The organism is Methylomagnum ishizawai (assembly GCF_900155475.1).
GTDB classification, from domain to species: Bacteria; Pseudomonadota; Gammaproteobacteria; order Methylococcales; family Methylococcaceae; genus Methylomagnum; species Methylomagnum ishizawai_A.
This window is the reverse complement of record NZ_FXAM01000001.1, coordinates 3,438,396-3,464,519: the sequence shown is the minus strand read 5'-3', so window position 1 is coordinate 3,464,519 and position 26,124 is coordinate 3,438,396. Positions and strand designations below refer to the sequence as shown.

The 26,124-nt window shown below is 57.7% G+C and carries 20 protein-coding genes; 17 read left to right on the top strand and 3 right to left on the bottom strand.

The features are described 5' to 3' along the window. Nucleotides 1-26 precede the first annotated feature (26 nt). From proC to B9N93_RS15440, 4 genes are all read left to right on the top strand, one after another. Nucleotides 27-851 carry a pyrroline-5-carboxylate reductase gene (gene proC, locus B9N93_RS15455; protein WP_085215163.1) on the top strand — a complete coding sequence of 275 codons (825 nt, stop codon included), beginning with the start codon at nucleotides 27-29 and terminating at the stop codon, nucleotides 849-851. A gap of 3 nt (nucleotides 852-854) precedes the next feature. Continuing rightward, nucleotides 855-1,430 carry a YggT family protein gene (locus B9N93_RS15450; protein WP_085215162.1) on the top strand — a complete coding sequence of 192 codons (576 nt, stop codon included), beginning with the start codon at nucleotides 855-857 and terminating at the stop codon, nucleotides 1,428-1,430. 1 nt (nucleotide 1,431) lies between these two features. Beyond that, complete coding sequence (locus tag B9N93_RS15445; protein ID WP_085215161.1) at nucleotides 1,432-1,731, top strand: DUF167 family protein; 300 nt, start codon at nucleotides 1,432-1,434, stop codon at nucleotides 1,729-1,731. Between the two features lie 76 nt (nucleotides 1,732-1,807). Further along, nucleotides 1,808-3,796, top strand: a complete 1,989-nt coding sequence (locus tag B9N93_RS15440) for a dynamin family protein (RefSeq protein WP_254899403.1) — start codon at nucleotides 1,808-1,810, stop codon at nucleotides 3,794-3,796. A gap of 11 nt (nucleotides 3,797-3,807) precedes the next feature. On the opposite strand, the gene trmB is transcribed toward B9N93_RS15440, so the two are convergent. Then, a complete protein-coding gene (trmB, locus tag B9N93_RS15435) occupies nucleotides 3,808-4,524 on the bottom strand; it encodes a tRNA (guanosine(46)-N7)-methyltransferase TrmB (protein WP_085215160.1) in 717 nt (238 codons plus the stop codon). Between the two features lie 189 nt (nucleotides 4,525-4,713). Between trmB and B9N93_RS24835 the strand changes: the two genes are divergently transcribed. From B9N93_RS24835 to B9N93_RS15400, 7 genes are all read left to right on the top strand, one after another. Beyond that, nucleotides 4,714-5,112 carry a hypothetical protein gene (locus tag B9N93_RS24835; protein WP_125469017.1) on the top strand — a complete coding sequence of 133 codons (399 nt, stop codon included), beginning with the start codon at nucleotides 4,714-4,716 and terminating at the stop codon, nucleotides 5,110-5,112. Between the two features lie 43 nt (nucleotides 5,113-5,155). Further along, on the top strand, nucleotides 5,156-6,658 hold the full coding sequence (locus B9N93_RS24830) for a hypothetical protein (RefSeq protein WP_125469016.1): 1,503 nt from the start codon (nucleotides 5,156-5,158) through the stop codon (nucleotides 6,656-6,658). A 243-nt stretch (nucleotides 6,659-6,901) separates the two neighbouring features. Further along, nucleotides 6,902-7,378, top strand: a complete 477-nt coding sequence (locus tag B9N93_RS15420) for a formate dehydrogenase subunit gamma (RefSeq protein ID WP_085215157.1) — start codon at nucleotides 6,902-6,904, stop codon at nucleotides 7,376-7,378. After that, a complete protein-coding gene (locus B9N93_RS15415; protein WP_085215156.1) occupies nucleotides 7,375-8,928 on the top strand; it encodes a formate dehydrogenase beta subunit in 1,554 nt (517 codons plus the stop codon). Before B9N93_RS15420 ends, B9N93_RS15415 begins: the two co-directional genes overlap by 4 nt. Nucleotides 8,929-9,069: 141 nt before the next feature. Then, entirely contained in the window at nucleotides 9,070-11,916 is a 2,847-nt protein-coding gene (gene fdhF / locus B9N93_RS15410; RefSeq protein WP_085215155.1) for a formate dehydrogenase subunit alpha, read from the top strand. Between the two features lie 10 nt (nucleotides 11,917-11,926). Continuing rightward, a complete protein-coding gene (fdhD, locus tag B9N93_RS15405) occupies nucleotides 11,927-12,760 on the top strand; it encodes a formate dehydrogenase accessory sulfurtransferase FdhD (RefSeq protein WP_085215154.1) in 834 nt (277 codons plus the stop codon). Nucleotides 12,761-12,763: 3 nt separating this feature from the next. Further along, nucleotides 12,764-12,982, top strand: a complete 219-nt coding sequence (locus B9N93_RS15400) for a formate dehydrogenase subunit delta (protein ID WP_085215153.1) — start codon at nucleotides 12,764-12,766, stop codon at nucleotides 12,980-12,982. A gap of 477 nt (nucleotides 12,983-13,459) precedes the next feature. Here B9N93_RS15400 and B9N93_RS15395 read toward each other — a convergent pair whose 3' ends face one another. Continuing rightward, nucleotides 13,460-13,675, bottom strand: a complete 216-nt coding sequence (locus B9N93_RS15395; protein ID WP_085215152.1) for a hypothetical protein — start codon at nucleotides 13,673-13,675, stop codon at nucleotides 13,460-13,462. Nucleotides 13,676-14,311: 636 nt separating this feature from the next. Here B9N93_RS15395 and B9N93_RS15390 point away from each other — a divergent pair. From B9N93_RS15390 to B9N93_RS15380, 3 genes are all read left to right on the top strand, one after another. Then, nucleotides 14,312-15,130 (top strand): PEP-CTERM sorting domain-containing protein, encoded by an 819-nt coding sequence (locus B9N93_RS15390; protein WP_085215151.1) that lies wholly within the window; start codon nucleotides 14,312-14,314, stop codon nucleotides 15,128-15,130. Nucleotides 15,131-15,399: 269 nt separating this feature from the next. Further along, entirely contained in the window at nucleotides 15,400-18,210 is a 2,811-nt protein-coding gene (locus B9N93_RS15385; protein WP_085215150.1) for an alkaline phosphatase family protein, read from the top strand. Between the two features lie 75 nt (nucleotides 18,211-18,285). Beyond that, on the top strand, nucleotides 18,286-18,987 hold the full coding sequence (locus tag B9N93_RS15380; RefSeq protein ID WP_125469015.1) for an FHA domain-containing protein: 702 nt from the start codon (nucleotides 18,286-18,288) through the stop codon (nucleotides 18,985-18,987). 10 nt (nucleotides 18,988-18,997) lie between these two features. Here the strand turns inward: B9N93_RS15380 and ggt are convergent, their stop codons facing one another. Beyond that, nucleotides 18,998-20,716 (bottom strand): gamma-glutamyltransferase, encoded by a 1,719-nt coding sequence (ggt, locus tag B9N93_RS15375; protein WP_085215148.1) that lies wholly within the window; start codon nucleotides 20,714-20,716, stop codon nucleotides 18,998-19,000. 149 nt (nucleotides 20,717-20,865) lie between these two features. On the opposite strand from ggt, the gene B9N93_RS15370 reads away from it, so the two are divergent. From B9N93_RS15370 to B9N93_RS24825, 3 genes are all read left to right on the top strand, one after another. Then, nucleotides 20,866-22,512, top strand: a complete 1,647-nt coding sequence (locus tag B9N93_RS15370) for a sulfotransferase (protein WP_085215147.1) — start codon at nucleotides 20,866-20,868, stop codon at nucleotides 22,510-22,512. Between the two features lie 90 nt (nucleotides 22,513-22,602). After that, complete coding sequence (locus B9N93_RS15365; RefSeq protein WP_085215146.1) at nucleotides 22,603-25,644, top strand: glycosyltransferase; 3,042 nt, start codon at nucleotides 22,603-22,605, stop codon at nucleotides 25,642-25,644. After that, nucleotides 25,637-26,050, top strand: a complete 414-nt coding sequence (locus B9N93_RS24825) for a hypothetical protein (protein WP_125469014.1) — start codon at nucleotides 25,637-25,639, stop codon at nucleotides 26,048-26,050. The genes B9N93_RS15365 and B9N93_RS24825 overlap by 8 nt, the downstream gene beginning before the upstream one ends. Nucleotides 26,051-26,124 lie beyond the last annotated feature (74 nt).

The following is a 26,124-nucleotide window of genomic DNA, read 5'->3' as shown; positions in this document are numbered from 1 at the left end:
GGCGATCAGTACCAGAGAAGAACGCAATGAAGCAACAAATCTTAGGCTTTATCGGTGCCGGGAACATGGCGGGCAGCCTGATCGGCGGCTTGGTTTCGGATGGCTTCGCGCCCGGCAATATCTGGGTTTCGGATGTGGACGCGGCGAAGCTCAAGGATTTGGAAAGCCGTTTCGGCGTGCATACCAGCCAGGATAACCAAGTGGTGGCCGGACAGGCCCAGGTCGTCGTGCTGGCGGTGAAGCCGCAAACCCTGCAAACGGTCGCCACCGGATTGGCCGCGACGGTGCAGCAGCGGCAGCCCTTGGTGGTGAGCATCGCGGCGGGCGTCAGCGAAGCCGCGCTCGAACGCTGGTTGGGCGGCAAGGTGGCATTGGTGCGCTGTATGCCCAATACCCCGGCCCTGGTCAAAACCGGAGCCACCGCCCTGCACGGCAATGACCGCATCACCGAAGAGCAAAAAAGCCAGGCCGAAGCCATCATGCGCTCGGTGGGCTTGGCGGTGTGGGTGGAGCGGGAAGACTTGCTGGATGCCGTCACCGCCTTGTCGGGTAGCGGCCCGGCTTATTTTTTCCTGATGATGGAGGCCATGGAGTCCGCCGCCATCGCACTGGGGCTGGACCAGGCCACCGCCCGCTTGTTGACCCAGCAGACCGGCCTGGGAGCCGCCCGTATCGCCATCGAATCGGAAGAACCGCCCGCCGAACTCCGTCAGCGGGTAACCTCCCCCGGCGGGACCACGGAGCGGGCCATCCAGGCGTTCGAGGCCGGTGGTTTGCAGGGTTTGGTCGAGCAGGCCATGCGGGCGGCCAGCGCGCGGGCCGCCGAGCTATCGCGGCAATTGGGGGGTTAGGCCATGTCTTCGCAGTATTGGGTCGCGCCCGCTGTTTTCCTGATCGACACCCTGTTCAGCCTGTATGTCTTCGCGGTCATGTTACGGTTCCTGTTTCAGTGGGTCGATGCGGATTTCTATAACCCGGTCTCGCAATTCCTCATCAAGATCACCCATCCGCCTTTGCGGTTGCTCAGGCGTTTCATCCCCTCGCTGGGGCGGATCGATACCGCTTCGCTGGTGCTGATGCTGGGTTTGCAGATGCTGGCCGGGTATTTGACCTTCCTATTGCAAGGGGCTGGAACGACGGTGCCGGCCTTGTTGGTGTGGTCCATCGCGCAATTATTAGATCAACTCTTCAACCTGTATTTTTTCGCCATCATCATCAGATCGGTTTTGAGTTGGCTGGGCACCCGGACTTACAATGCCGCGACCACCTTGTTATACAGCCTGACCGAGCCGACTTTGCGGGCGGCCCGGCGTTTGCTGCCGCCGATGGGGGGGATCGATCTCTCCCCGCTGATTCCCCTGATTGGGATACAGTTGGCGAAAATGCTCATCATGCCGCCACTCCATCATGCGATGATGGCGCTAAGCTGAGATGGGCGGCGGATTCACTTGGCAGGGTGGTGATTTGATCCTGGACCTCCACGTCCAGCCCCGCGCCGCGAAGAGCGAGATCGCCGGTTTCTTCGGTGAGCGTTTGAAAATCCGCATCGCGGCCCCCCCGGTGGATGGCAAGGCCAATCAGCGGGTCATCGATTTCCTCGCCGAGACCTTCGCGGTTCCCAAACGCGATGTGGTGTTGCTGGCGGGGGAAAGCAGCCGGGATAAGCGCGTCAGGATCGCATCGCCCAAACGCCTGCCCGGATTAATCCCCAAACCGGATCAAATGGACTGAGCTTGGTTTTGGTCTACAATTTTTGGGACTTGCCCTGGGTTGCAACTGTTCGCTGGGTGATAGGATCGAGAGCCGGATGATGAGTACCACCATTCATTTTAAAGATAAGCTGCGAGGGTACGGCCAATGGCGCGAGCAACTGGGCCGCGCGATTGAGCAATATCGAACTTGGCTGGACCGCTATCAGCTTAATAGCGATGGTGTCAACGAGGCCATTTCAAGCATGTTGGAAGGGCTGCGCAGCGACCGCATCGTGCTGGCGTTCGCGGCGGAATTTTCGCGGGGCAAAACAGAACTCATCAACGCTTTGTTTTTTTCCGATACCGGGGTGCGCCTGCTGCCGTCCTCCCCTGGGCGGACCACCATGTGTCCGACCGAGATTTTCTACGACACCCAGGCCGGTAGCTATATCCGCTTGCTGGCCATCGAGAGCCGCCTGAGCGATATTCCACTGAGCGAGTACAAGCAGCATCCTAGGAGTTGGATGCAGATCGACCTGGATTGCGATTCGCCGGTGCAGATGCAGGAAGCCTTCCAGGAATTGGCCGCGACCAAGCATGTCAGCGTCGCCGAGGCCAAGCGCCTGGGGCTTTATTCCGAAGATGTCCATATTCCCCATGGCGACGAACCCGACACTGTGGAAGTGCCGTGCTGGCGCCACGCCCTCATCAGCTTCCCCCATCATCTGCTCAAGGAAGGCTTGACCATCCTCGATACCCCCGGCCTCAACGCCTTGGGAGCCGAGCCCGAACTCACCCTGCAAATGCTGCCCAAGGCCCAGGCCGTCATCTTCGTATTGGCGGCGGATACCGGCGTCACCAAGAGCGACCTCGACATGTGGCGCAACCATGTGCGCGGTTCCCGGCAGGGCAATAAACGCGGCGGTCTCGCGGTGGTGCTGAATAAGATCGACTCCATGTGGGGCGATTTGCAGGGCGAGGAAACCATCGAGAAATCGATCCGTTCGCAGACCGAATCGGTCTCGAAAATCTTGGATGTGGAGAGCCGGGCGATCTTCCCGATGTCGGCCAAACAGGCGTTGTTGGCCAAGGTCAAGGGCGATGCCAACCTCTTGGAGAAGAGCCGCCTGAAGAACTTCGAGGATTATCTGGCGGACAGCGTGGTCAAGGAGCGCCAGAGCTTGTTGCTGGCTTCGGTCGCGCAGGGCGTGGGGCACTTGGTCGAGGAGTCCACCGGCAGCCTCGATGCCCAAATCCTCGATGCCGAGCGCCAGATCAACGACCTCCGCCAGATCGATGTGAACAACAAGACCAAGATGACCCAGTTGATGACGGAAACCCGCGATCAACAAAGCGGCTATTTGGTCGGCGTGGATCAATTCCAGGCCAGCCGCCGGGTGTTCGCGGTGCAGGCCAAGCTCCTGGTCGATTCCCTGGCTCCCGAGAAGGTCGAGGAAATCATCAAGCGTACCCGCAAGCAAATGGCCGGGAGCCTGACCACGGTCGGCATGAAAACAGCCATGAAACTGGTCCTGGACGAACTGCGGGTGGTGCTGTTGAACGCGGTATCGGTGTGCGAGGAAACCCGCAAGCTGGTGAAGGGCATCTATGCCAAGTTCCAGGAGGAACACGGGGTGGCGGAACTCAAGCCGCCCTTGTTGTCGCTCAAGCAATATCAGGCCGAGTTGGAGCAGGTGTTCGACGAGGGCGAAGCCTTCCGCGGCAGTGCTTCCTCGACCCTGATGGAGCAAAGCACGGTGGTGGTGAAGCTCTACACCACCACCATCGCCAGGGCGCGGGAATTGTTCGAGCAAGCCCACAAGGACGCCATCGGTTGGACCACCATGGCCTTGGTACCTTTGGTGCATCAGATCAAGGATCATAAACGCCTGATCGAAAGCCGCCTGGAAGTCCTACGCAAGGTCAATGAAACCGGGGCGTCGCTGGATGGCGAAATCGCCTCCCTGGCGAAAGCGCTGGCGCAACTACGCCAGCAACACGCCGAATTGGCGGCGATCCGCCGCGTCCTCCAATTGGAGCCCCCGGCGGCGGAGAATTCCGCCAACGCGGAGGATTACCGACCGCCCAAGGCTGCGGCGAAGTGAGGTTCGCCGTTTCAACGCCGGACGAAAACCAAATCCCATACCCCATGTCCCAAACGTTCCCCCCGTGCCTCGAATTTGGTCGGGGGCCGGTGGGCCGGGCGCGGCGTGAAACCGCCGTCGGCCTGGGTATTCTCCAATCCGGTGCAGTCCCTTAATACCTCCAGCATCTGCCGGGCATAATCTTCCCAGTCCGTCGCGGCATGGAATATCCCGCCACTTTTCAACTTGTCGGCTACCAACCGGGCGAACTCCGGGTTGAGAATACGGCGCTTGTGGTGGCGGGCCTTGGGCCAGGGGTCGGGGAAGAACAGGTTGATCCCGCTCAAGCCGCCATCGGGGATGCGGTTCGCCAGGAATTCGACGGCATCCCCGCGATAGACGCGGACATTGGATAGGCCCGCCTCTCTCAGCCGCAATAATAAATGGCCGATACCGGGCCGATGCACCTCGATACCCAGGAAATGGGTGTCCGGCGCGTCGGTTGCCATCCGCGCCAAGCTTTCCCCATTACCAAAACCGATTTCGACGATGGTTGGTGCTTCCCGGCCGAAAACGGCGCGGGCATCGAAGGCTTGATCGGTTTCCAGCCCGAATATGGGCCATAGGTCTTCCAAGGCTTTGTGTTGGGATTCGGTGATCCTGCCTTGCCGCAGGGTATAACTGCGTATCCGGCGTCGAGCAATGGGTTGGTGGTTGTCGTTGGGTGGGGCCGGGGTATCTGTAGACATGTTTATAATGGGTATGCTCAGGGTTGGACGATTGAATGAAAGCCAGGTTGGATATGCGGATGGTGGAGGGCCATCTTGGTGTTTCTGAGTGGGTATACAGGTCGGACTAGAGCATTTTCACGTTATTTGTAGGTCGGGGTTTTGGGTTGTACGATAGCCGGACGGTAGGGTTTTGCCATTTCGATTGTGGTGAATATCATCTATCCTGGTTATGCGCTGGGTTGGCTATCGATGGGCATGGGTGGGAACGCCTTGTTGGATTCGAATTATAACAGCGAAACCCAAGCCATCGTCTCGCGCGCAACCGGGCCGAAAAGTATTGCCTATGAGGTCGGTAACGACGGGATGGATGGTTTCAAGGGATCACGCTGGGTTGGGCTTGGTGTCGTTGCAGAACGGTCCTTGGATCGTGGAATTCCTTTGGAGGCATATTGCCGCCATATGGGCCATGCGCCAGCCTACGGGGCGGCGGGGAATCTGGTGGCGCTTGGGTTTAGGGTTTCCCTATGGCGGGCCGTGTCAAAGCACGCTTGTAGATTCAAAGCCACAGGTGGGCAGGATTATAAGGCATGGGTTCGCGCCCTCTGAAAATTGCGGGATAATGCCTTGCAGGGCTTGGGGTATAAGATTTATGAATGATAAAGCTGTGGTATCGACAGTATTTACAGGGTCGGTAGTATCGACCAACCCGGCCTTGGTAAGGGAATTGATCGAGGTTTATAGGGCGAGCTATGTCAAAAGGCTACGTACCCGTTTCCAGGAAATGCTGAGCGAAGCTTATGCTATTTATGTCACCGCTTTGGATGAAGGGTTTGAGCCGCCGTTGAAGGCCCATCTCGCCGATGTGCTGCAAGATATGATTGTACGAGCGCCTGGGCTTGCGGAGGCTTTCGAGAGCGAGCTGATGAAGCCTTTCCAATCCTGCTTGGGTGGGCTTGAGGGCGGGGGAGTGCCCGGGCCAACCGATCCGGGGAACGAGGTTTATGAACCGGGAGATGAAACCCAGATCTGCGAGTTTGTATCGAGAACCGTGCGGACATTTGATACCCAGCATGGCAGCATTATCCTGGCGATCACCAGGATTTATATGAAACAAATGGGTGGGGGTATTGAAGGTTCCAGGCCACCTTGGGGGCCGACCTATTTGTTTACTGCTTTCGCCGAGGTGCTCAAGCTCATAGAAATACCTATCCATGGACAGGTGAAGCTCACGCTATACAAGGCGTTTGCCCAGGAGGTTTTGCGGCATGTGGGGAATATTTATCTGGCTTTCCGCGACGCTTTGCCCGCTGATATTCCATCGCCTAGCCGGAGCGTGATCCAGGCTACCTTTTCCGGGACGACAGCCGGGGCTTCCTCGCTGGGAAACAAATCACCGGAGATTGTCGAACCCTCCGCCACCCCGGGTTTCCCAGTGAAACGGCGGCTGATTTTTCCAGGGGTGATCTTGGCGGGGTTTATCGTGGCAGCCGGGGGAATCTGGTGGTCCGCCACCGATATTGCCGTGCCGGGACGCCCATCCGGGGCGCGACGGGAGGACAAGTCATCGCCGAGTGTCGGAACGGATTCTTCCGCGCCGACCTATCCGTCCGGGCGCGGTTCCGCCGGGGCCGGGCGTATCCAGCCCGGGATACAAGAACTGAAACAGTCTGTTTCGCCAACCCCGGCGGTATTGGAGACACCGATTGCCCTCCCGCCTTCCGAACCGCCCATCGCAGAGGCGGCACCGGAGTCTACCCCATCTCTCCCTGCCGTGACGCAGCCCATGTCCCAGGCGATTGGGCCCGAGACAGCGCCGGAGCCGCCGCCACTGGACGAGCGCGGCAAACGCGAAGTGTTACGCGGGATCAAACTCAAGAGCTTCAAATGGAAGGTCGATCCCAGGGAAAGCGGAATCCTGTCCGATCTACGGATCGAGAACACCGGGCAATTCAAGGTGGGCGACATCGAAGTGGTGTGCGCGCAATACTCCCGGCGCAATGCCTTCCTCGAAGCCGCCAAGAAAATCTTGGCCGAACCCATCGAACCGGGGCAGGGCCGCGATTATCCCGCCACCTTGATCGGCTATGCCAGCCAGAACACCCATCGGATCGCTTGCGTGATCGCCGATGCGATGGTCCTGTCGAACCCATGACCATGCCCTGGAATGGCGTGTTCGATACCACCGAAACGCCTGATAAAAACGCTCTCGCGGCATCCCGGCGGGCGCTTTAAAAACATACTAAAATGCTTGGTAAAGAATTGCAAAAAGCGACTGCGGGATTTAAAGTTCTCGCATTCACAGGGGCGCTAGCCAGTTTCTCAAAGCCGACCGCGTTGAAATGTCGCCTGACGTTGCGCCTATCGGCACTTTTAAGTTTGATCGAGCGAGGAGAGAATGACTGAACAACAATGGGACCGCGAGAGCGTGCGGGCCATCATCGCGGGTTTGCAGGACAAGCCGGGCGCTTTGTTGCCGATCCTGCATGGTATCCAGGATGCCTTGGGTTACGTCCCGCCGGATAGCGTCCCGTTGATCGCGGAGGGCTTGAATCTCTCCCGCGCCGAGGTCCACGGTGTCGTCAGTTTCTACCATTATTTCCGGCAAACCCCGCCGGGAAAACATACCATTCACTTGTGCCGTGCCGAATCCTGCAAATCCATGGGGGCCGATGCCCTGGAAACCCATGTGAAAACCCGCCTCGGCATCGATTATCACGAAACCACATCCGATCAGGCTTTCAGCCTGGAGCCAGTTTATTGCCTGGGGAATTGCGCCTGCTCGCCATCGATCATGGTCGATCATGATGTGCATGGCCGTATCACCCCCGAGCGCTTCGACGAAATCATCGCCAATCCGGGGGTGGGCGCATGACCACGACTGTTTATATCCCGCGTGATTCCAGCGCCCTGTCCTTGGGAGCCGAACGGGTGGCGAGCGCCCTCCAGGCCGAGGCCGCCCAGCGCAATATCGCTATCAATGTGGTCCGCAATGGCTCGCGGGGCATGTATTGGCTGGAACCTTTGATCGAGGTGGCGACTCCCGATGGCAGGATAGCCTATGGGCCGGTCAACGTAGGCGATGTCGCTGGCTTGTTCGAGGCTGGCTTCCTGCAAGGCCATCCGCATCCGTTGTGCCAAGGGCCAACCGATGCAATCCCCTACCTCAAGAAGCAGGAACGGCTGACCTTCGCCCGTGTCGGCATCACCGATCCGGTCAGCCTCGACGATTATCTGGCCCATGAGGGCTATCGCGGACTGCGGCGAGCCTTGGACCTGGCACCCGCCGCCATCGTCGATGAAGTCACCCAATCGGGCCTCCGGGGCCGGGGCGGCGCGGCCTTTCCGACCGGCATCAAATGGCGCACCGTGCTGAATACGCCCGCCGAGCAAAAATACATCGTCTGTAATGCCGACGAGGGCGATTCCGGCACCTTCTCCGACCGCATGATCATGGAAGGCGATCCCTTCGTTTTGATCGAGGGTATGACCATCGCCGGGCTGGCGGTGGGTGCGACCCAAGGCTATATCTATCTGCGCGTCGAATATCCCCATGCCCACCGCGCCTTGAATGAAGCTATCCAAGCGGCTTACCAAGCGGGTTATCTGGGGCGGGATATTTTGGGCAGCGGCAAGGCCTTCGATCTCGAAGTGCGCGTGGGAGCCGGTGCCTATGTCTGTGGCGAGGAAACCTCCCTGCTGGAAAGTCTGGAAGGCAAGCGCGGGTTGGTGCGTTTCAAGCCGCCGTTGCCGGCCATCAAGGGCTTGTTCGGCCAGCCGACCATCATTAATAACGTGATTTCCCTGGCCTCGATCCCCATCATCCTGGACAAGGGCGGCGATTATTACCGCGATTTCGGCATGGGCCGTTCGCGGGGTACCTTGCCGATCCAACTGGCCGGTAATCTCAAACATCCGGGGCTGGTGGAAAAAGCCTTTGGCGTCACCTTGCGCGAAATCCTCTATGACTACGGCGGGGGTTCCGCCACGGGCCGTCCGATCCGTGCCGTGCAGGTCGGCGGGCCCTTGGGGGCTTATCTGCCGGAATCGCAATTCGATACCCCGCTGGATTACGAAGCCTTCGCCGCGCTTTGGGCCGTGCTGGGCCATGGCGGCGTGGTCGCTTTCGACGATAGCGTCGATATGTCGAAGATGGCACGTTATGGCATGGAATTCTGCGCGGTCGAATCTTGTGGCAAATGCACGCCTTGCCGTATTGGCTCCACCCGCGGTGTCGAAGTCATCGATAAAGTGACCCATGGCGTCGAACGGGATAAAAACCTGAAGCTCCTGCGCGACCTCTGCGATACCATGCTGAATGGTTCCCTGTGCGCTTTGGGTGGTATGACGCCTTATCCAGTGTTGAGCGCGTTGAATCATTTCCCGGAAGATTTCGGGGCATCGGCGACGGAGAAAGCGGCCTAGCCCGACGATCCCGGTCCCCGGCGGGACCGACCGCTTTCCCACGCGGCTCGTGGGAAGAGTCAATCAGCAAGTAGGTTGGATGTGCCCGCGCCCAGGCGTTGCGGGGTCCATCCCATCTCAGGATTTCGAGGAGTCAATCCCATGGCAATGCGCGATTACGATTACGGCACACCGGCCAGCGGTTCCACCAAGCAGGTCACATTGGAAATCGACGGCTTCACCGCCACCGTGCCCGAAGGCACTTCGGTCATGCGGGCCGCGGCCAGCATCGGCATCCAAATTCCCAAACTCTGCGCCACCGATAGCCTGGAACCGTTCGGTTCCTGCCGCCTGTGCCTGGTGCAGATCGAGGGCGGACGTGGCCTACCCGCGTCCTGCACCACGCCGGTGGCCGAAGGCATGAAAGTTTCTACCCAGAACGACCGGCTTGCCAATGTGCGGCGCGGGGTGATGGAGCTTTATATCTCCGATCATCCGCTGGACTGCCTGACCTGCGCCGCCAACGGCAATTGCGAATTGCAGGACATGGCCGGGGCCGTGGGTCTGCGCGAAGTGCGCTACGGCTACGAAGGCGAAAACCACCTCAAATCCGAGAAGGACGCCAGCAATCCCTATTTCAGCTTCGATCCTTCCAAGTGCATCGTTTGTTCGCGCTGCGTCAGGGCTTGCGAAGAAGTGCAGGGCACTTTCGCCCTGACCTTGGATGGTCGCGGCTTTGAGTCCAAGGTGTCGCCGAGCCAGAACCAAGCCTTCATGCAGTCCGAATGCGTCTCCTGTGGCGCTTGCGTGCAAGCCTGTCCGACCGCGACCTTGATGGAAAAAACGGTCATCGACCGGGGCCAGCCCGAACATAGCGTCGTGACCACCTGCGCCTATTGTGGTGTGGGCTGTTCCTTCAAGGCCGAGATGAAGGGCAGCGAAGTGGTGCGTATGGTGCCGAACAAGGACGGCCATGCCAACCACGGCCATTCCTGCGTGAAGGGCCGGTTCGCTTTCGGCTACGCGACCCACAAGGACCGCATCAAATCGCCGATGATCCGTAAGAGCATCAACGATCCTTGGCAAGAGGTTTCCTGGGAAGAAGCCATCAATTATGCGGCTTCCGAATTCAAGCGCATCCAAGGGCAATATGGCCGCCAGTCGGTCGGTGGTTTGACCTCCAGTCGTTGCACCAACGAAGAAGCCTATTTGGTCCAAAAGCTGATCCGCGCCGCTTTCGGCAATAACAATGTCGATACCTGCGCCCGTGTTTGCCATTCGCCGACCGGCTATGGCCTCAAGCAGACTTTGGGCGAATCGGCGGGTACCCAGACTTTCGATTCGGTGATGCAATCCGATGTGATCCTGGTGATTGGGGCCAATCCCACCGATGGCCATCCGGTGTTCGGTTCGATGATGAAGCGGCGTATCCGCCAAGGGGCCAAGCTGATCGTGGCCGATCCGCGCGATATCGATCTGGTGAAGTCAGCCCACGTCAAGGCCGATTACCATCTGAAACTCCGGCCCGGCACCAACGTGGCTTTGGTGAATGCCCTGGCCCATGTGATCGTGGCCGAAGGCTTGGCCAACGACGAGTTCGCCTTGGCGCGCTGCGAAGTGGCTTCCTACGAGAAATGGAAAGCGTTCGTCGGCGAGGAGCGCAATTCCCCGGAGGCCAGCGAATCCACCACCGGCGTGCCAGCGGAACTGGTCCGGCAGGCGGCGCGTCTCTACGCCACCGGCGGCAACGCGGCTATTTATTATGGTCTGGGTGTGACCGAACACAGCCAAGGTTCGACCACTGTGATTGGCATCGCCAATCTAGCGATGGCGACCGGCAATATCGGTCGCGAAGGCGTGGGTGTGAATCCCTTGCGCGGCCAGAACAATGTGCAGGGCTCCTGCGATATGGGTTCTTTCCCGCACGAATTTCCCGGCTACCGCCATGTGTCCGATTCTGAGACCCGCGCCGTGTTGGAACAAGCCTGGGGTGTGAGTCTGGAATCCGAACCGGGACTGAGGATTCCCAACATGTTCGGCGCGGCCTTGGACGGCAGCTTCAAGGGACTGTATTGCGAAGGCGAGGACATCGCCCAGTCCGATCCCGACACCCAGCATGTCCACGCGGCTTTGCGGGCGATGGAATGCGTGGTGGTGCAGGATTTGTTCCTAAACGAAACCGCCAAGTTCGCCCATGTATTCCTGCCCGGTGCTTCCTTCCTGGAAAAAAGCGGCACCTTCACCAATGCCGAACGGCGGATTTCCCCGGTGCGCCGGGTAATGCCACCTTTGGCGGGCTATGAGGATTGGGAAGTGACCCAGCTGCTGGCGAACGCCCTGGGCTATCCCATGAACTACAAGCATGCCTCCGAGATCATGGACGAGATCGCCCGCTTGGTGCCGACCTTCACCGGGGTCAGTTTCGCCAAGCTGGACGAACTCGGCAGCGTTCAATGGCCTTGCAACGAAAAGGCGCCGAACGGCACGCCGACCATGCACATCGACGAGTTCGTGCGTGGCAAGGGCCGGTTCCTGCTGACCGAATACGTGCCGACCCAGGAACGTACCAGCAGCCGTTATCCCTTGATCCTGACCACGGGTCGTATCCTGTCCCAATACAACGTCGGTGCCCAGACTCGCCGCACCATGAATTCGATGTGGCATTCGGAAGACCGCTTGGAAATCCATGCCCACGACGCCGAACAACGCGGGGTAAAGGATGGCGATTGGGTTGGCATCAAAAGCCGTGCGGGCGAAACCGTGCTGCGGGCCTTGATTACCGAGCGGGTACAGCCGGGCGTGGTCTATACCACCTTCCACTTCCCCGAATCCGGGGCCAACGTCATCACCACGGACAATTCCGATTGGGCCACCAACTGCCCGGAATACAAAGTGACCGCAGTGCAGGTGACCAAGGTGGCCGGGCCGTCCGAGTGGCAGCGCCAGTACCAGGAGTTCACCGAAGAGCAGCTATCGCTGTTGGATCAGCGCGTGGCCGCTTCCGCCTGAGGTATCCGCTGTGGACCCCGCCGCCGACTTGGGTTGGCCCAGTTATAGGCTGAGTCCGGTCGAGCAGTGGCGCGGTGGCGATCATGCTAGCCTGGAAGACTGCATCGCCGAGGAAGCCCCTATCGCCCTGATGTACAATGGCCAGCCGCATGTGGTCATGCTGGCGACGCCGTTGGACCTGGAAGATTTCGCCTTGGGCTTCAGCCTTACGGAAGGCATTCTCGCTGCGCCCGGCGAAATGCATGCCATCCGCGTCTATCAGCGCTCGGAGGGCATCGAGGTCAGGATGCGTATCGAACCTTCCCGCTGCGATACCTTGCCCGATAAGGGCCGCAATATGACGGGTCGCACCGGCTGCGGACTCTGCGGTGCCCAAACCCTCCAGCAAGCCATGCGCAGGCCCGCCCCGGTTGGTCCGGGCGTCTTGGTCGACGCGGTGGAACTGGCCCGCTGCCTGGCCGAATTGCGAGGACACCAGCGGCTCAACCGCATCACCGGGGCGGTCCACGCCGCGGCTTTCGCGGTGCCGGGGAAAGGCGTCGTCCTGGTACGAGAGGACATTGGCCGCCATAACGCCCTAGACAAACTCATCGGCGCCTTGGCACGAAAGGGCACCGATTTCAACGCGGGGTTCGCGCTGGTGACCAGCCGGGCCAGCTACGAGATGGTCCAGAAATGCGCCTCGGTCGGCATCGCTTGCATGGCTGCGATTTCGGCCCCTACCGGCCTGGCCGTGCGCTTGGCGCTGGACACCGGCTTCACGCTGATTGGCTTCGCCCGCGACGACGACCATGTGGTTTATGCCAATCCGCATCGATTGATCCACAACTCCCATGATTCTTGAGCGATGGAAATAGAAAACCTGGTCAAAATGGCCAACGATATCGGCAATTTCTTCAGTTCCGAACCCGACCACGAGACGGCGGTCGCGGGGGTCTACGAGCATCTCCGCAAATTCTGGGATCCCCGTATGCGTAGGGCGGTGATCCAGCACCTGGGGCGGGGCGGCGAAGGTCTGGACCCACTGGCCCGCGAGGCCATCGCCAAGCTGTCCGCCGAAGCCTGATTTCCGTCCTTCCAGGACGGAACATCACGCCTACCCCCTGTTCCAGAAGAAGCCGCCGACTGGGTTCCGGTCGGCGGCTTTGCTACGTCTTGGGGAGGCGCGGATCGTTCCCGTTCACCACGCCGTCCATGCCCATGGTGGTTTTGGGGGTATGGGGTGGATTCTGGGAGGTATCCACGAACCCGGCGTGGGGGACAACCCGGATTATGACCGAAGACGTAATAACCTGTGGCGCAATCCTGGCTCACCAAGGCGTAGACGTATTCGCCGAGGCCGGGGCAATCTGTGGATATTTACCAGTTCATTCCGCGAGAAGTGGTATTGGCGACCAGCGCCACGGTCTCATCGGCATTATAGGCGTCGCGTAGCAAGCGGGGGTTGTCTAATATTGGCTTGATTTATTGATGAGGCGGCATAAGGTATTGCCACGCTTGGGATTGGTTTTATCGTAGGCGATTTTACCGGCGTGGATCAGGATTATCCCCAGCTTGACGCCGTGGATGGCATATGGGTCTCGCGGGCGGCCAGGTCGATCATGGCCGTGCTGCCGCCGACCACCCGTTCCGCCCTGCCGGGGCGGCGCACGGTTCTCCTCGGGGGCGGACTGGATTGGCCGGTCTCGTCGATGCGGTGGAGGTCGTCGCCCGGCTTGGTCGGGTCCGCCGCCGGGCATCGCTGAGGAGTCAGTCCCATGGCGGCGTTGCCTTTGGCGGCGGGCCAAACGGGGTGCCGGATTCCAGGCCATGGCCCGCTATCGGGAGCGGCGTCCGTGCCGGTTTGCGGGAGTGGGTTTCGCCTTGGCCGTGTCGTTTCGGACGGGTTCTTATCTGGCGATCCCGCTACGGCCTTGGCCTCCATAGTCCGATGGTTTGATGCCACCACCTTTTGGCGGTTTTGCCCTTGGCGGAAGGGAACTGTCGGCGTTAAAGAGGATAAGGTGCGAGCGGCAAACGAAGTGGGCTATTTCGCAAAAACGGTACTCTTTGCGAAACTGTTTCGATGCGCTGTGCCGGATTCGGGGCCGGTGGGTGCCACGTTGAAGTGTCGTTTTATTTCCATCGGGGAGGTATGGCTTTCGGTCTTTATCTCAAACGGCGTGATTATTGTTTTTTTTACAAAAACCTATGAATCGGTAGACATAGGCCGGGGTGGTGCTGGGTAGTGGGTCAAAATTGGGCGGGTTTGTCGGTTTTAATTGCCGAGCTTCTTGCTTTTAGTGTATATATTGCACCGTGAATAAATTCGAGACCGCGTTTGTCGCTCCGCTCCCAAACGCATCGCAATTAGTTAAGCCACGATTAATCGCTACCAATATAGGGGATACACCCGATGTCCAACAAAAACGGCAATCAAGAAGATCGGCAATCTTCTTACGGCACCAAGCTGGCTTTGACGGCCGGCTCTTTATCATCCTTGTACTTGCTCCCCATGGCCGTTGCCCAGGCTGGGATAGTTTCCTGTACCGGTACCGCTGCTGCGGGATGTGGCAGTTCCGCGGGGTTGACCCTGAGCCTGGCCGACATCGGCGGTTCGGCCAAAGGCTGGGACGTGGACGGTGATAGCGTCCTTGATTTCCAGTTGTTCCCTGGGGATGGCGGTAAAATTTTCATGAAAAGCGCGACCAATGGTCGTGGCATCGCCGTAAAAATGGCCACAGGGCATTCGACTACGAAGCCCCTCGGTACCGGCAAATGGAGAACCCTTGCCCGGATGGTCAACGTGGGTTCGGCCAACAAAAGCGCCAATCTTTTAGGGACCAGAGCTGGTTATGCTTTTAAAGGGGATGGCGATATGAAGGCCGGTGCCCAGGCCTACCGCACAATGTGGTGGAAGCGGCCTGTGGGTAAAGGCGGTGGGACGGTTGCCGGGCAGTACCTGCAACAGTTCGTTGATAATGGCGACAACTATATCAATTTCGCTTTCTTGCATGACGGTAGCGATGCGTATGGATGGGCCCAGATCAACATGAATTCGACCAACCATTCCTTCACAATCGTGCAGTGGGCATATAACGTGCCGGCCCCCGACGTTAGGGTTCCCGAACCTTCCACCGCCGCCTTGGCTTTGATCGGCATGGGCGCGGGAGGTATCCGGGCTTGGCGGGCGCGCAAGAAGTCCACCATGGACAGCAAGGCGCTTGCGACCTGATTCGTTCAAGCTTCCATGAAAAGGGACGGCCCTTACCCGTCGTCCCTCCGCATTCCAGCACTATACTAAGCGCTAGCGCCCGCCCCGAAACGCCTTGGTCCAAGGCCGACCCATCCCATGCCACTTCCCCTTTTGTCGCGGCCTCCGCATAGGAGACCCGGATCGAAACCCGGCGGGGAGGGCCGAATCCCGCGCAATCGATGTATTGCCCATCGACCCATGGTCCAGCCCCGGCCATCCCACTGAAACGACCACACGAAGGATTTCCCATGGCACCTAAAGTACTGTTGATCGGCTGGGACGCGGCGGATTGGAAAGTGATTTCTCCGCTCATGGACGCGGGCAAGATGCCCAACCTGGAGAAGTTCGTGTCCCAGGGGGTCATGGGCAATCTTTCGACCCTATATCCGGTGTTGTCCCCGATGCTGTGGACTTCCATCGCGACCGGCAAGCGCGCTTATAAACACGGCATCCATGGCTTCGCCGAGCCCGATCCCAAATCGGGTTCGGTCCGCCCGGTCACCAATTTGGGCCGCAAGTGCAAGGCACTGTGGAATATCCTGCACCAGCAGGGCTTGAAGTCCAATGTGGTCGGATGGTGGCCTTCCCATCCCGCCGAACCCATCGATGGCGTGATGGTTTCCAATCATTATCAGCAGGTCGTGGGCGGCTTGGACCAACCTTGGCCGATGCGCCCTGGCACCGTGCATCCTCCCCATTTGGCCGATCCTTTGGCGGAATTCCGGGTCCATACGGGTGAGTTAGACCCCGAAATCTTGCTGTCCTTTGTGCCGAGAGCCGCCGAAATAGATCAAGGGAAGGACAGGCGGCTGTCTATCCTCGGCACCATCATCGCCGAGAACGCCAGCATCCACGCTGCGGCCACCGCCCTGATGCAACTCGAACCCTGGGATTTCATGGGGGTGTACTACGATGGCATCGACCATTTCTGCCACGGCTTCATGAAATACCACCCGCCGCGGCTGGATTGGGTGCCCGAAGAGGATTTCGAACTCTACCGCGAGGTGGTCAACGCGGGGTACCAGTTCCATGATTTGATGCTGGGCACTTTGCTGCATCTGGCGGGCGAGGACACCACCGTCATCATCGTGTCCGATCATGGATTCCATCCCGACCACCTCCGGCCCAAAGAACTCCCCAACGAACCCGCCGGGCCCGCCGAGGAACACCGCGACTTCGGCATCATCGCCATGAAGGGGCCGGGCCTGAAGCGGGACCAATTGATCTACGGGGCCAGCCTGCTGGACGTGACCCCCACCATCCTCAGCCTCTATGGCCTGCCCTTGGGCCGGGACATGGACGGTAAGCCCTTGTTGAACGCCTTCGCGGCGGTGCCCGAGGTGGAATATATCGAAAGCTGGGACAGCCTGCCCGGCGATGCCGGTATGCATCCGCCCGGTATGCAAACCGACCCGGTGGACGAGACCGAAGCCTTGAAACAACTGGTGAAGCTTGGCTATATCGAAAAGCTCGACGAGGACCGCGAGACCGCGCTGGCCAATACCATCAAGGAACTCCGCTATAACCTGGCGCGGGATTTGTTCGATGCCAAGCAATTGGTGGAAGCGGCCCGGTCCTTCGAGGAACTGTGGAACGAATTCCCCGACGAGAGCCGTTTCGGGGTCAAACTGCTGGAATGCCATCTGGGGTTGAGCCGGCCCAAGGAAGCCAGGGTCGCTTACGAGCGCTTGTTCCGGGAAAAACAGCGCTATGCCGCCGTGGCCCTGGAGGAGTTACAAAAGCTGTCCCAGGAATGGAAGGACAAGAATTTCACCGACCTGACCGAGGACCAGCAAACCCGGATCGGCGACCTACGCCGCAAGGCGAGTTTCAACAACGCGGTCTTTCCGTTCCTGCTGGCCTTGGTCTATATGGCCGAGCAGGAATACGACCTGGCCTTGGTGGAGTTCACCAAGGCCGAACACGTCCAATTGCACAACCGGCCCAGCCTTTACCTGGGCCGGGCCAAGGCCTATATGGCGCTGGGACGTTGGCGCGAAGCCGAGGCCTGCCTGAACGAGGTGCTGGCCATCGATCCGGTCAATCCCGCGCCCCGGCTGGGTTTGGCGCGTTGCCACCTGCATAGCCGCCGGCCCCGCAAGGCCTTGGAGGAAGCCTTGGCCTCCATCGGCATGGTGTTCCACAATCCGCTGGCCCATTATGTGTGCGGTCGCGCCCTGGTCTGGCTTGGGCGCAAGGACGAGGCCATCACCGCCCTGCAAACCGCCCTGGCCCAAAATCCGGTCTATCCCGCCGCGCACAGCTTGCTGGCCGATATCTACCGCAGCCGCGAACAATTCGACAAGGCCGCCGAACACCGGGCGCTGGCCAAGGCCGCCGAGGCGCGGATCGCCGCCTATCTGGCCGGTGAGCCACTGCCCGATGACGTGGATTTGAAACTGGACCTCGATATGCACCGGGCCGCCTCGGTGGCGGATTTGTCGGTCCTGGAGGCCCTGCCGCCCTTGGGCCGGGATATCGTGGTGGTCTCCGGGTTGCCGCGCTCGGGCACGTCGATGGCGATGCAGATGCTGGCGGCGGGCGGTGTGTCCATCCTCACCGATGGCGAGCGGGTCGCCGACGAGAGCAATCCGCGGGGCTATTACGAATTGGAGCGGGTCAAGCAACTGGTCCTGAATCCCGATAACACCTGGCTGGACGACGCCCAGGGCAAGGCGGTCAAGATCATCGCCCCGCTCCTGGACCAACTGCCGATGGGCCATGTTTACCGCATCGTGTTCATGGAGCGCCCGCTCAAGGAAATCGTCGCCTCCCAGGCCGCGATGCTGAAAAGCCTGGGCCAGGACGGCGCGCGCCTTTCCGAGCGGCAATTGGCGGCGGCCTATCTCAAGCAGGTGGACAATGTGCGTGCCGTGCTGGCCGCCCATCCCGACCGGGTCAGCGTGCTGTCGATAGGCTATCACGAGGCTTTGCACGATTCGCTGGCCGTGGCCACCCAGATCAACCGTTTCCTGGGCGGTGGCCTGGACGAAGCCGCCATGGCGGCGGCGGTCGATGCCAGCCTCTACCGGCAACGGGCCGATAGCGCCGCCGCCTAACCCACCCGGGCCGGGGTTTGGGATGCCGGCCGGGATTTCCATCCATTGCGCGAACCGCCCGGCGAGGAATCGATCATGGCCAAGATTCAGGTGTTTTTCGGTGGCAGCCTCCAATCGGAATTCCCCTTGGAGTCGCAGGAGGAGTATGCCGTGGGGCGCGCCCCTGATTGCGATATCGTGATCGACAATCTGGCGGTGTCGCGGCGGCATTGTTTGTTCAAGAGCCTCCATGGGCAATGGATGATCGAGGACAACCAATCGGCCAACGGCACCTTCTTGAACGGCCAGCGGACCTACACCCAGGCGCTCAAACACCAGGACCGCATCGTCATCGGCAAGCATACCCTGCTGTTCGACGACTACGGCAGCGGCCACACCCATCAGAGCGTCGCCGCCAATGTCGACAAGCCCGCCGAGCCTCAGGACGAAGGCGACGCCACCTGCTTCGTGCGGCGCGACATGGTGGCCCAGTACGTACAACGCAGCGAAAAGGGCAATATGGTCCTGGTGCTGGAAGGCGTGCGCCGCAAGGTGGTGCCCTTGGACAAGGAATTGACCGTGGTGGGCCGGGGCAGCCGCTGCGATTTGCGTATCGATGGTTGGTTCGTCAAGGGCGAACAACTTTCCATCGTCAAACAGCAATATGGCTACAGGGTGGTCCACGAGGGTGGCTGGCGTCCCTTGCGCGTCAACGGCAACAAGGTCCGCGAGGCCATCCTGCAGGCCGGGGATGTGCTGACCATCGCCGGCCACCGGATTTCTTTCGGCAGCCTGTGAGCGCCGGGGTTCAGCGCAGCCGGGCCGCGCCTTCGCCGCGCGGGTCGCTGGCGGCTTCCACCCGGTCGGCCCTCCGGTCCCACAACACCGCCTGCATATCGCCATAACGGCGGTCCACGGCCTTCAAACTGTGGCCGAGTTGCCGCAAGCCGTTTTGTTCCGCCTCGGTCAAGCCCCCGCTTTCATATTCGACCACATCCGGCAGGTATTGGTGATGGAACCTCGGCACTGCGACCCAGGAAGCGGGTCCGTGGCCCTGGGCGAAATCCAGCGCCGCCAGCAGCACCATCGATACGATGCGGCTACCGCCCGGAGTGCCGAGCAAGCCCAGGCGGTCGCCGTCGTCGAGGAAGGTCGGGGTCATGCTGGACAACATGCGCTTGCCGGGGGCTATCGCGTTGGCCTCGCCGCCCACCAATCCATAGATGTTGGGCGAGCCCGGCTTGATCGAGAAATCGTCCATCTCGTCGTTCAGCAACACCCCCGTGCCCGGTGCCACGAAGCCGGAGCCGAAGCCATAATTGATGCTCAGGGTCGCGGCCACGGCGTTGCCTTCCCGGTCCAGGATCGAGTAATGGGTGGTATTGTCGCCGACCGGCTGGGGCCGGGCGGTATCGCTCAGCGCCGCGCTGGGCAAGGCCCGGTCGGGGCGGATCGTCGAACTCAGGCCGGCCGCATAATTGGGGCTTAACAGGCGCAGGATCGGCATGGCGACGGCATCGGGGTCGCCCAGGTAGGTTTCCCGGTCGTGATAGGCCCGGCGCATGGCTTCCACGATCAGGTGTTTGCGGGTAATCGCGGGCGCGTGGTTCAGGTCGTAGGCCGACAGCATATTCAGCATTTCCACCAGGCCGACGCCGCCCGCCGAGGGCGGTGCCGCCGTGGTGATGCGGATGCCCTGGTAATCGCCATGGACGGGGGGCCGTTCCACCACCCGGTAGCCGGCGAGGTCGTCCAGGGTCCAGATGCCGCCCGCCGCCCGCACGCCTTCGACCAAGGCTGCGGCGGTCGTCCCGCCATAGAAACCCGCCTTGCCCTGCCGGGCCAACTTCCGCAAACTGTCGGCCAAATCCCGCTGTACCAAAGTGTCCCCGGAGCGCGGGACCGCGCCGCCGGGCAGGAAGATCGCCGCCGCCGCCGGATGGCGGCGCAGGGCTTCGGCGCGGGGTCCGAGCAGGCGGAGATGCCGTTCCCCCAGGGCGAAACCCGCCTCGGCATGGCGGATGGCCGGTGCCAGCGAAGTGGCGAGCGGCAAGTGCCCATAATGCTCGGCCAGATGGACCAAGGCGGCGGGCATACCGGGAATCGCCGCCGCCAAAGCCCCGTCGATGGACAAGCCGGGGATGGGTTGGCCCGCCTTGTCCAGGTACATATCCCGCGCCGCGGCCAAGGGTGCCCGTTCCCGTCCATCGAGCAGGATTTCCTTGCCATCCGCGCCCCGGCGCAACAACCAAAGCCCCCCGCCACCCAGCCCGGAACCCGCCGGTTCCACCACCGCCAGGGTCGCGCCGACCGCGACGGCGGCATCGAAGGCGTTGCCGCCCTGGCCGAGTATGTCCAAGCCCGCCTGGGTGGCGAGTGGATGGGCGCTGGCGATGGCCGCTTGGGATGGCCGCGCCGCGGCGTGGACTTGAGGGAGACAAACCAATAGGCAAAGGACCAGGCCGATGGGACGATGCCACCGGCGGAGGGTGCGCGGGCCGGGAACAGGATGGATTCGGATGTTCATAAGGTGGAGGTTTTTCCAAGGGTTGGATGCCGGCCAACAATAGCACGCTTGCGGGGTGGACCCGCCATGGCGCGAGGCGTTGGCGCTCGTGTATGATGGAAGGGTTTCGCTCTTATCGTAGAAAACGATGCGTCGGCTTGGATTAAGGTATGTCGCCGCCGCTTAAAACCGAAACCCATCGAGATTACCAGTTTCAAATCATGCGGGATTTCCCCATCATTGCTCCGGCCTCGAAACCGCCCACGCGCCCGATTAGTTTCGTCGTCGTCAAGTTTTCTGACGAGTTCGAGCATAATTTCGCCCTTTCGCCCTGCGCTGTGGACCCGCTTAACCAAACCGTGGTCATCGATAATACGGCCAACCTGTTTTATGCCAACCTCTCCGCGGCAATCAACGCGGGTATCGCTGCCGCCGAGCATGAGTTAATCGCCATCGCCCACGAGGACGTATACTTGCAGCCAGGTTGGCAGGCGCGGTTCGAGCAATCCCTGGAGTCCTTGGAAACCGCCGATCCAAACTGGGGGATTGTCGGCGTCGCGGGCAATCTGGCATCGGGCCGGTTTGTGGGGCATTGGAGCGATCCTAAAACCTATCGCAATACTTTCACCCAAGGCCGGTTATTCGCCCAGGCGGAGTTCATCGACGAGCATTTCATGCTGGTCCGCAAATCCCAAGGGTCGAGGGCGGATGATCTATTGCCGGGGATACATGGGGTCTGTGTAAGCCTGGTATTTACGGCCAGGGAGCGGGGCCATGCCTGCTATGTGATCGATGCCCCCACCATACACAAATACCGGGACGACCAAGGCAAACCCATCCAAACCGCTCATGATTCCACCAAAGTACGGGACCGCGCCAATTTCGCCTACAAAGCCGATAAAAACTGCTGCGACGAATATATCAATTATCGCTGGCAGCAGTATGCGCCATTCCGCACGATCAATACCCTCTATATGGGTTGGCAGGATCCTGGCAAGTTGCTCGGGCAATATCCGCAAGCATTGCTCGCGGATATTGACGCCCCGATTATCCTGCTCGCCAAGGGTGGTGGGGGCTCCCGCTTATTATCGATCTTGGCGGAAGATCATGGTATCTATATGGGCAAGCAGGTCAATGCCTCCGGCGATTGCCTGGATATGGTGATGGCGGTATATGAAACCTTGATGGGCAAATATCGATGTCCATCGGCTTGGCAGCAAGCCTTGGCCGTGCCTAAACTGCGCTTGGCTGCCGCCAGGATGCTGGAGCAAGCCAGCAGCGGGCAGAGGCGCTTATGGGGCTTCAAACTGCCTGAAAACCTGTTTATCCTGCCCGAGTTGCGGGCCGCTTTTCCCAAGGCCCGCTATATCCAATTATTGCGGGAGCCTATGGATACCTGCCTCCGGCGTACCCATATGACGGCGCGTCTGGATAACCAGATTGGAAGGATCACCCTGCCGTTGGCGTATCGGGCGGCTAATCGATCAACGTTCCTGATCCAATTCGATCACCCCGCGATCCATATGGCTTATACTACCTTACATCAATTAAGCTTGGGCATGGAGTTTGTGCGGGAGTTGGGAGATCAGGGCCGGGCTAAATATTTTAGCTTTAGATTCGAGGACGTACTAAGCCAGCCCACCAAAGTCTTACAGGATTTTGAGATGTGGCTACAAGTACCCCGGAAATCGAGGAAAACTTTGGAAGCCATAGATATAAACCGTGCCATCGGTGCGAAAGAGGAATTTCCGCAAAATATTGCGGTTAGGGTAGGGCAGATATTGCAATCTATCCGGGTAGATTTGGGTTACAGGTAAAAATTCCTCCCTGGATTTGTTGGAATGTGCAGAAACCAAATTATCAAAATTGTTAATCGGCGGCTAAAATATTAGAAATGGTGTTGTTATATGGCTAATGACAAAAACTCATCCGGCAGCGCAAGAAAGGAACTTTACATGATGCGTGAGTTCAGGCTGGATGTAGCTTGGTACAAAGAAAGACACCCCGAAGCTGTCCTTGCAATCCAAAGTGGGCGGTTCCAAAACTATCAGGAACACTTCGATCAGATGGCCCAGGATAAGCTTTGCAGCCCATCACCATATTTTTGTGCCCGTTATTACGCCCAGCAATCAAAATACTTGCAGCGTCAACCCGCTTGGGGAATTATTGAGGATTATTTCCGATATGGCGCGGCTAAATGCCTTTCTCCCCACTGGTTGTTCGATGAAAAATATTTCCTTGATAAGGTTTTAGAAGTGCGCCAAGTGGTTGAGACCGGTAACTTGGTTTCCGGCTATCAATACTATATCCGCAAGGTCGGGAACGATGCTTTTTTGCATGGTCCATCCCCGTTTTTCAATAAAAACTTTTATCTCCAGCAATTGGGCCGCAAGCCAGTGCGCGACTCATTTTTTGATTTTATAACTTATGGTAATGCCGTGGGGGTGGCTTGTACGCCTTTGTTTGATCTGGAATGGTATGCTTCACGTTATGCCGATATAAAAGAAGCAATTGGTCCGTCGTCTGAGTTTGAATCATATTTTCAGCATTATATGGAGCGTGGGATGAAGGATGGGAAAATTCCATTCCCCGACTTTGATGTTGAGTTTTATGCGAGAAATAATAGGGATGTAAATGATATAAGTGATACCGGAAAACAAGGTGCTGCAAATGCGCTAATCCATTTTATATACCACGGGATTAGTGAAGGTCGGAATCCTAATCGATTTTTCGACACTAAATATTATTTAGAACATAATCCACAGGTCATAGATGAAATAAAAAGATATGGCTATCTGGGCGCGTTCGAACATTTTTTAGCGATAGGCATCAAGGAGAATTTGAAAGCTTGCGCCCCATTAATAAATATGTCGGTGTCGGAAGAAGCTGCGAAATCTCTTTATGAAAAGCGTTGTCAAATTCAAGCTGCGTCAGTCAAAGCGGGGTGTAGCATCATTATTCCAGAGTTCGAAGAACCTAGGATTTCTATAATTATACCTGTTATAGATCATTTTGATTTTACGATTAGCTTGTTAAAGCAGTTGGAGCTTTTTATAAAATCCAGCCAAGAAGCCTTGGCCGAAGTGATTGTTGTTGATAATGGTTCTTCTGATTTGACTGTTGAAATTAAAAAGTATGTCTCGGGTATAAAGCTAATCAGGTTCGACCAGCCGTTGGGCTATCCAGCGGCTTGTAACTCCGGTGTCCATGCCGCTAAAGGTAAAATCCTTGTATTTTTGAATAATGATATTGAAATCCTTCCGGGATCGCTTGAAAGAGTCTTAGAGATTTTCGACGTGGCACAAGGCGTTGGCGCGGTTGGAGGGAAAATTATTAAATTGAATTGTGAAATTCAAGAGGCTGGAGGCATTATTTGGAGTGATGGGTCGGCGTGGGGTTATGGGCGTGGTGATCATCCCTTATCTCTCCGTTTTAAATTCCAACGCGATGTAGATTATTGCTCTGGTTGTTTTTTGGCCGTGGAAAGCGATTTATTTAGAAGCTTAAATGGATTTGATGAGCAGTTTACGCCTGGATATTATGAGGAAACGGATTTGTGTGCCAGGATATGGGAGGCAGGCAGGCGAGTTGTATACGATCCAGGAATAAATGTTTTCCATTATGAATATGCTAGTTATAGTAAAGGGCGTCCAAGCACAATATCTACGGCGTTGATGGCAAGAAACAGGGTTAAGCTTGTCAAGAAAAATCATAAGTTCTTGTCAAAACAGCATAGACCTTCTGTGGCCAATGCCGAGATTGCTTCAGACCGTTCGCAGAACAAGATGCCCAAGGTCTTGTTGATCGAAGATTTTATGCCGCGTAAAGAGCTTGGTTCTGGCTTGTGTCGAAGCGAGGATATTGTCCGGGAGTTCGTCGAGCATGGGTGGTGGGTCAAAGTTTGGGTTTATAAAAAGCTGCCGGGAATTGAACCTATAGATCTACCATTTTGCGAAATTATTTACTCTGAAGATGATAGCTTAAAGGGTTTCGCGCCTTTCATTTTGAAGTCGCCTAGAAACATTGATTTGATATGGCTATGCCGTACTCATAATTTATCTGGATACGCCGATGCTATTTCTAAATGGCGTATAGAAAATCCAAATGGTAAAGTAATTCTGGATACCGAAGCACTGGCTTCGGTAAGACGCTGGTTAACGAAAGAATTAGCCAATGGGGGAACTCCTGACCTATCTTGCCTTGAAGAATCGATTCCTGTCTCCCAGTTGGAAAAAGAGTTGAAAGGACACACAGCTATGATAGATAACTTCGTGGCTGTCAATCAACTCGACCAAAAGTTAATCAATCGAATAGCATCTGCACCCATCCATTTATTGGGACATAAAATCGCTATTAGGCCTATGGCGACAAAGTTCGAGCAACGTGATGGTTTGTTGTTTTGTGGCGCTGTACATAACGAAGAGTCGCCCAACTACGATTCATTGATTTGGTTTGCTAATAAAGTATTTCCGCTCATAAAAAAGAGTTTTCCTGAGATAAATGTAAAAATAATTGGCTATTGGAATCCAAAGATTGACGTTCCCAATTTATTGAGAGGGGAAGGTTTTGATTTTATCGGGCCTGTCAAAAATTTATCGCCATATTTTGAACAGGCAAAGTTGTTTATCGCACCGACTCGTGTGGCTGCTGGTATACCTCATAAGGTGCATGAGGCAATGGGCTTGGGATTGCCAGCGGTAGTAACACCCATTTTAGCAGCCCAACTTGCGGAATCTGATTCTGAAAATCATACAACTTGTTTTGTGGCTAAGGATTTTTCTCCGGGTGCGTTCGCGGATACGGTAGTTTCTGCTTACACTAATCAAGAGCTTTGGGAAAAGGTAAGGGCGTCGGCACTACAGGGTTTGTCTATTCGCTGTTCGCCCAGTAGGTTTAGGGGAGATTTTGAAAAAATATTAAAGGCTATAATGGGGAGTGCCAATGAGTAAAGAATCAGAGTCCGTTGTGAGTATTCCAAACTTGGTGGTGACAACGGTTGAAGGTATTTTATGGGTGGATGGTTGGATGACCCGTGAATTGCGGATTATATGTAAAGCTATTCATCATGTGGGCGGCTTGGAGTTCGCTCTATGGAATCCGGATTCATCAATTAAGTATGCTGGTAATAATATTACGCTTATATGTAATAAAAGGAAGTGGATTGCTGGAAACTTGGCAATGGGGGAGAAGATTGATTTGTATGCGAAATTAGATGTATCTGAGGGGGGTATAGTGGATATAACTATAGTTAGCGATGGCTTTATGGAATCAGATGCTATGGATTCTCGCAGGCGAGGCATTGTTATTGTTTCAATGTTGGCTCATCTTGCTTCTTCTATCGAGGCGCAAAAATAGTTCAAGTGTTTTAGGGCCAGCCCTTTCAAACTGAAATGATCAATAGTATTATCCAGGGCGGAAATATCTATACG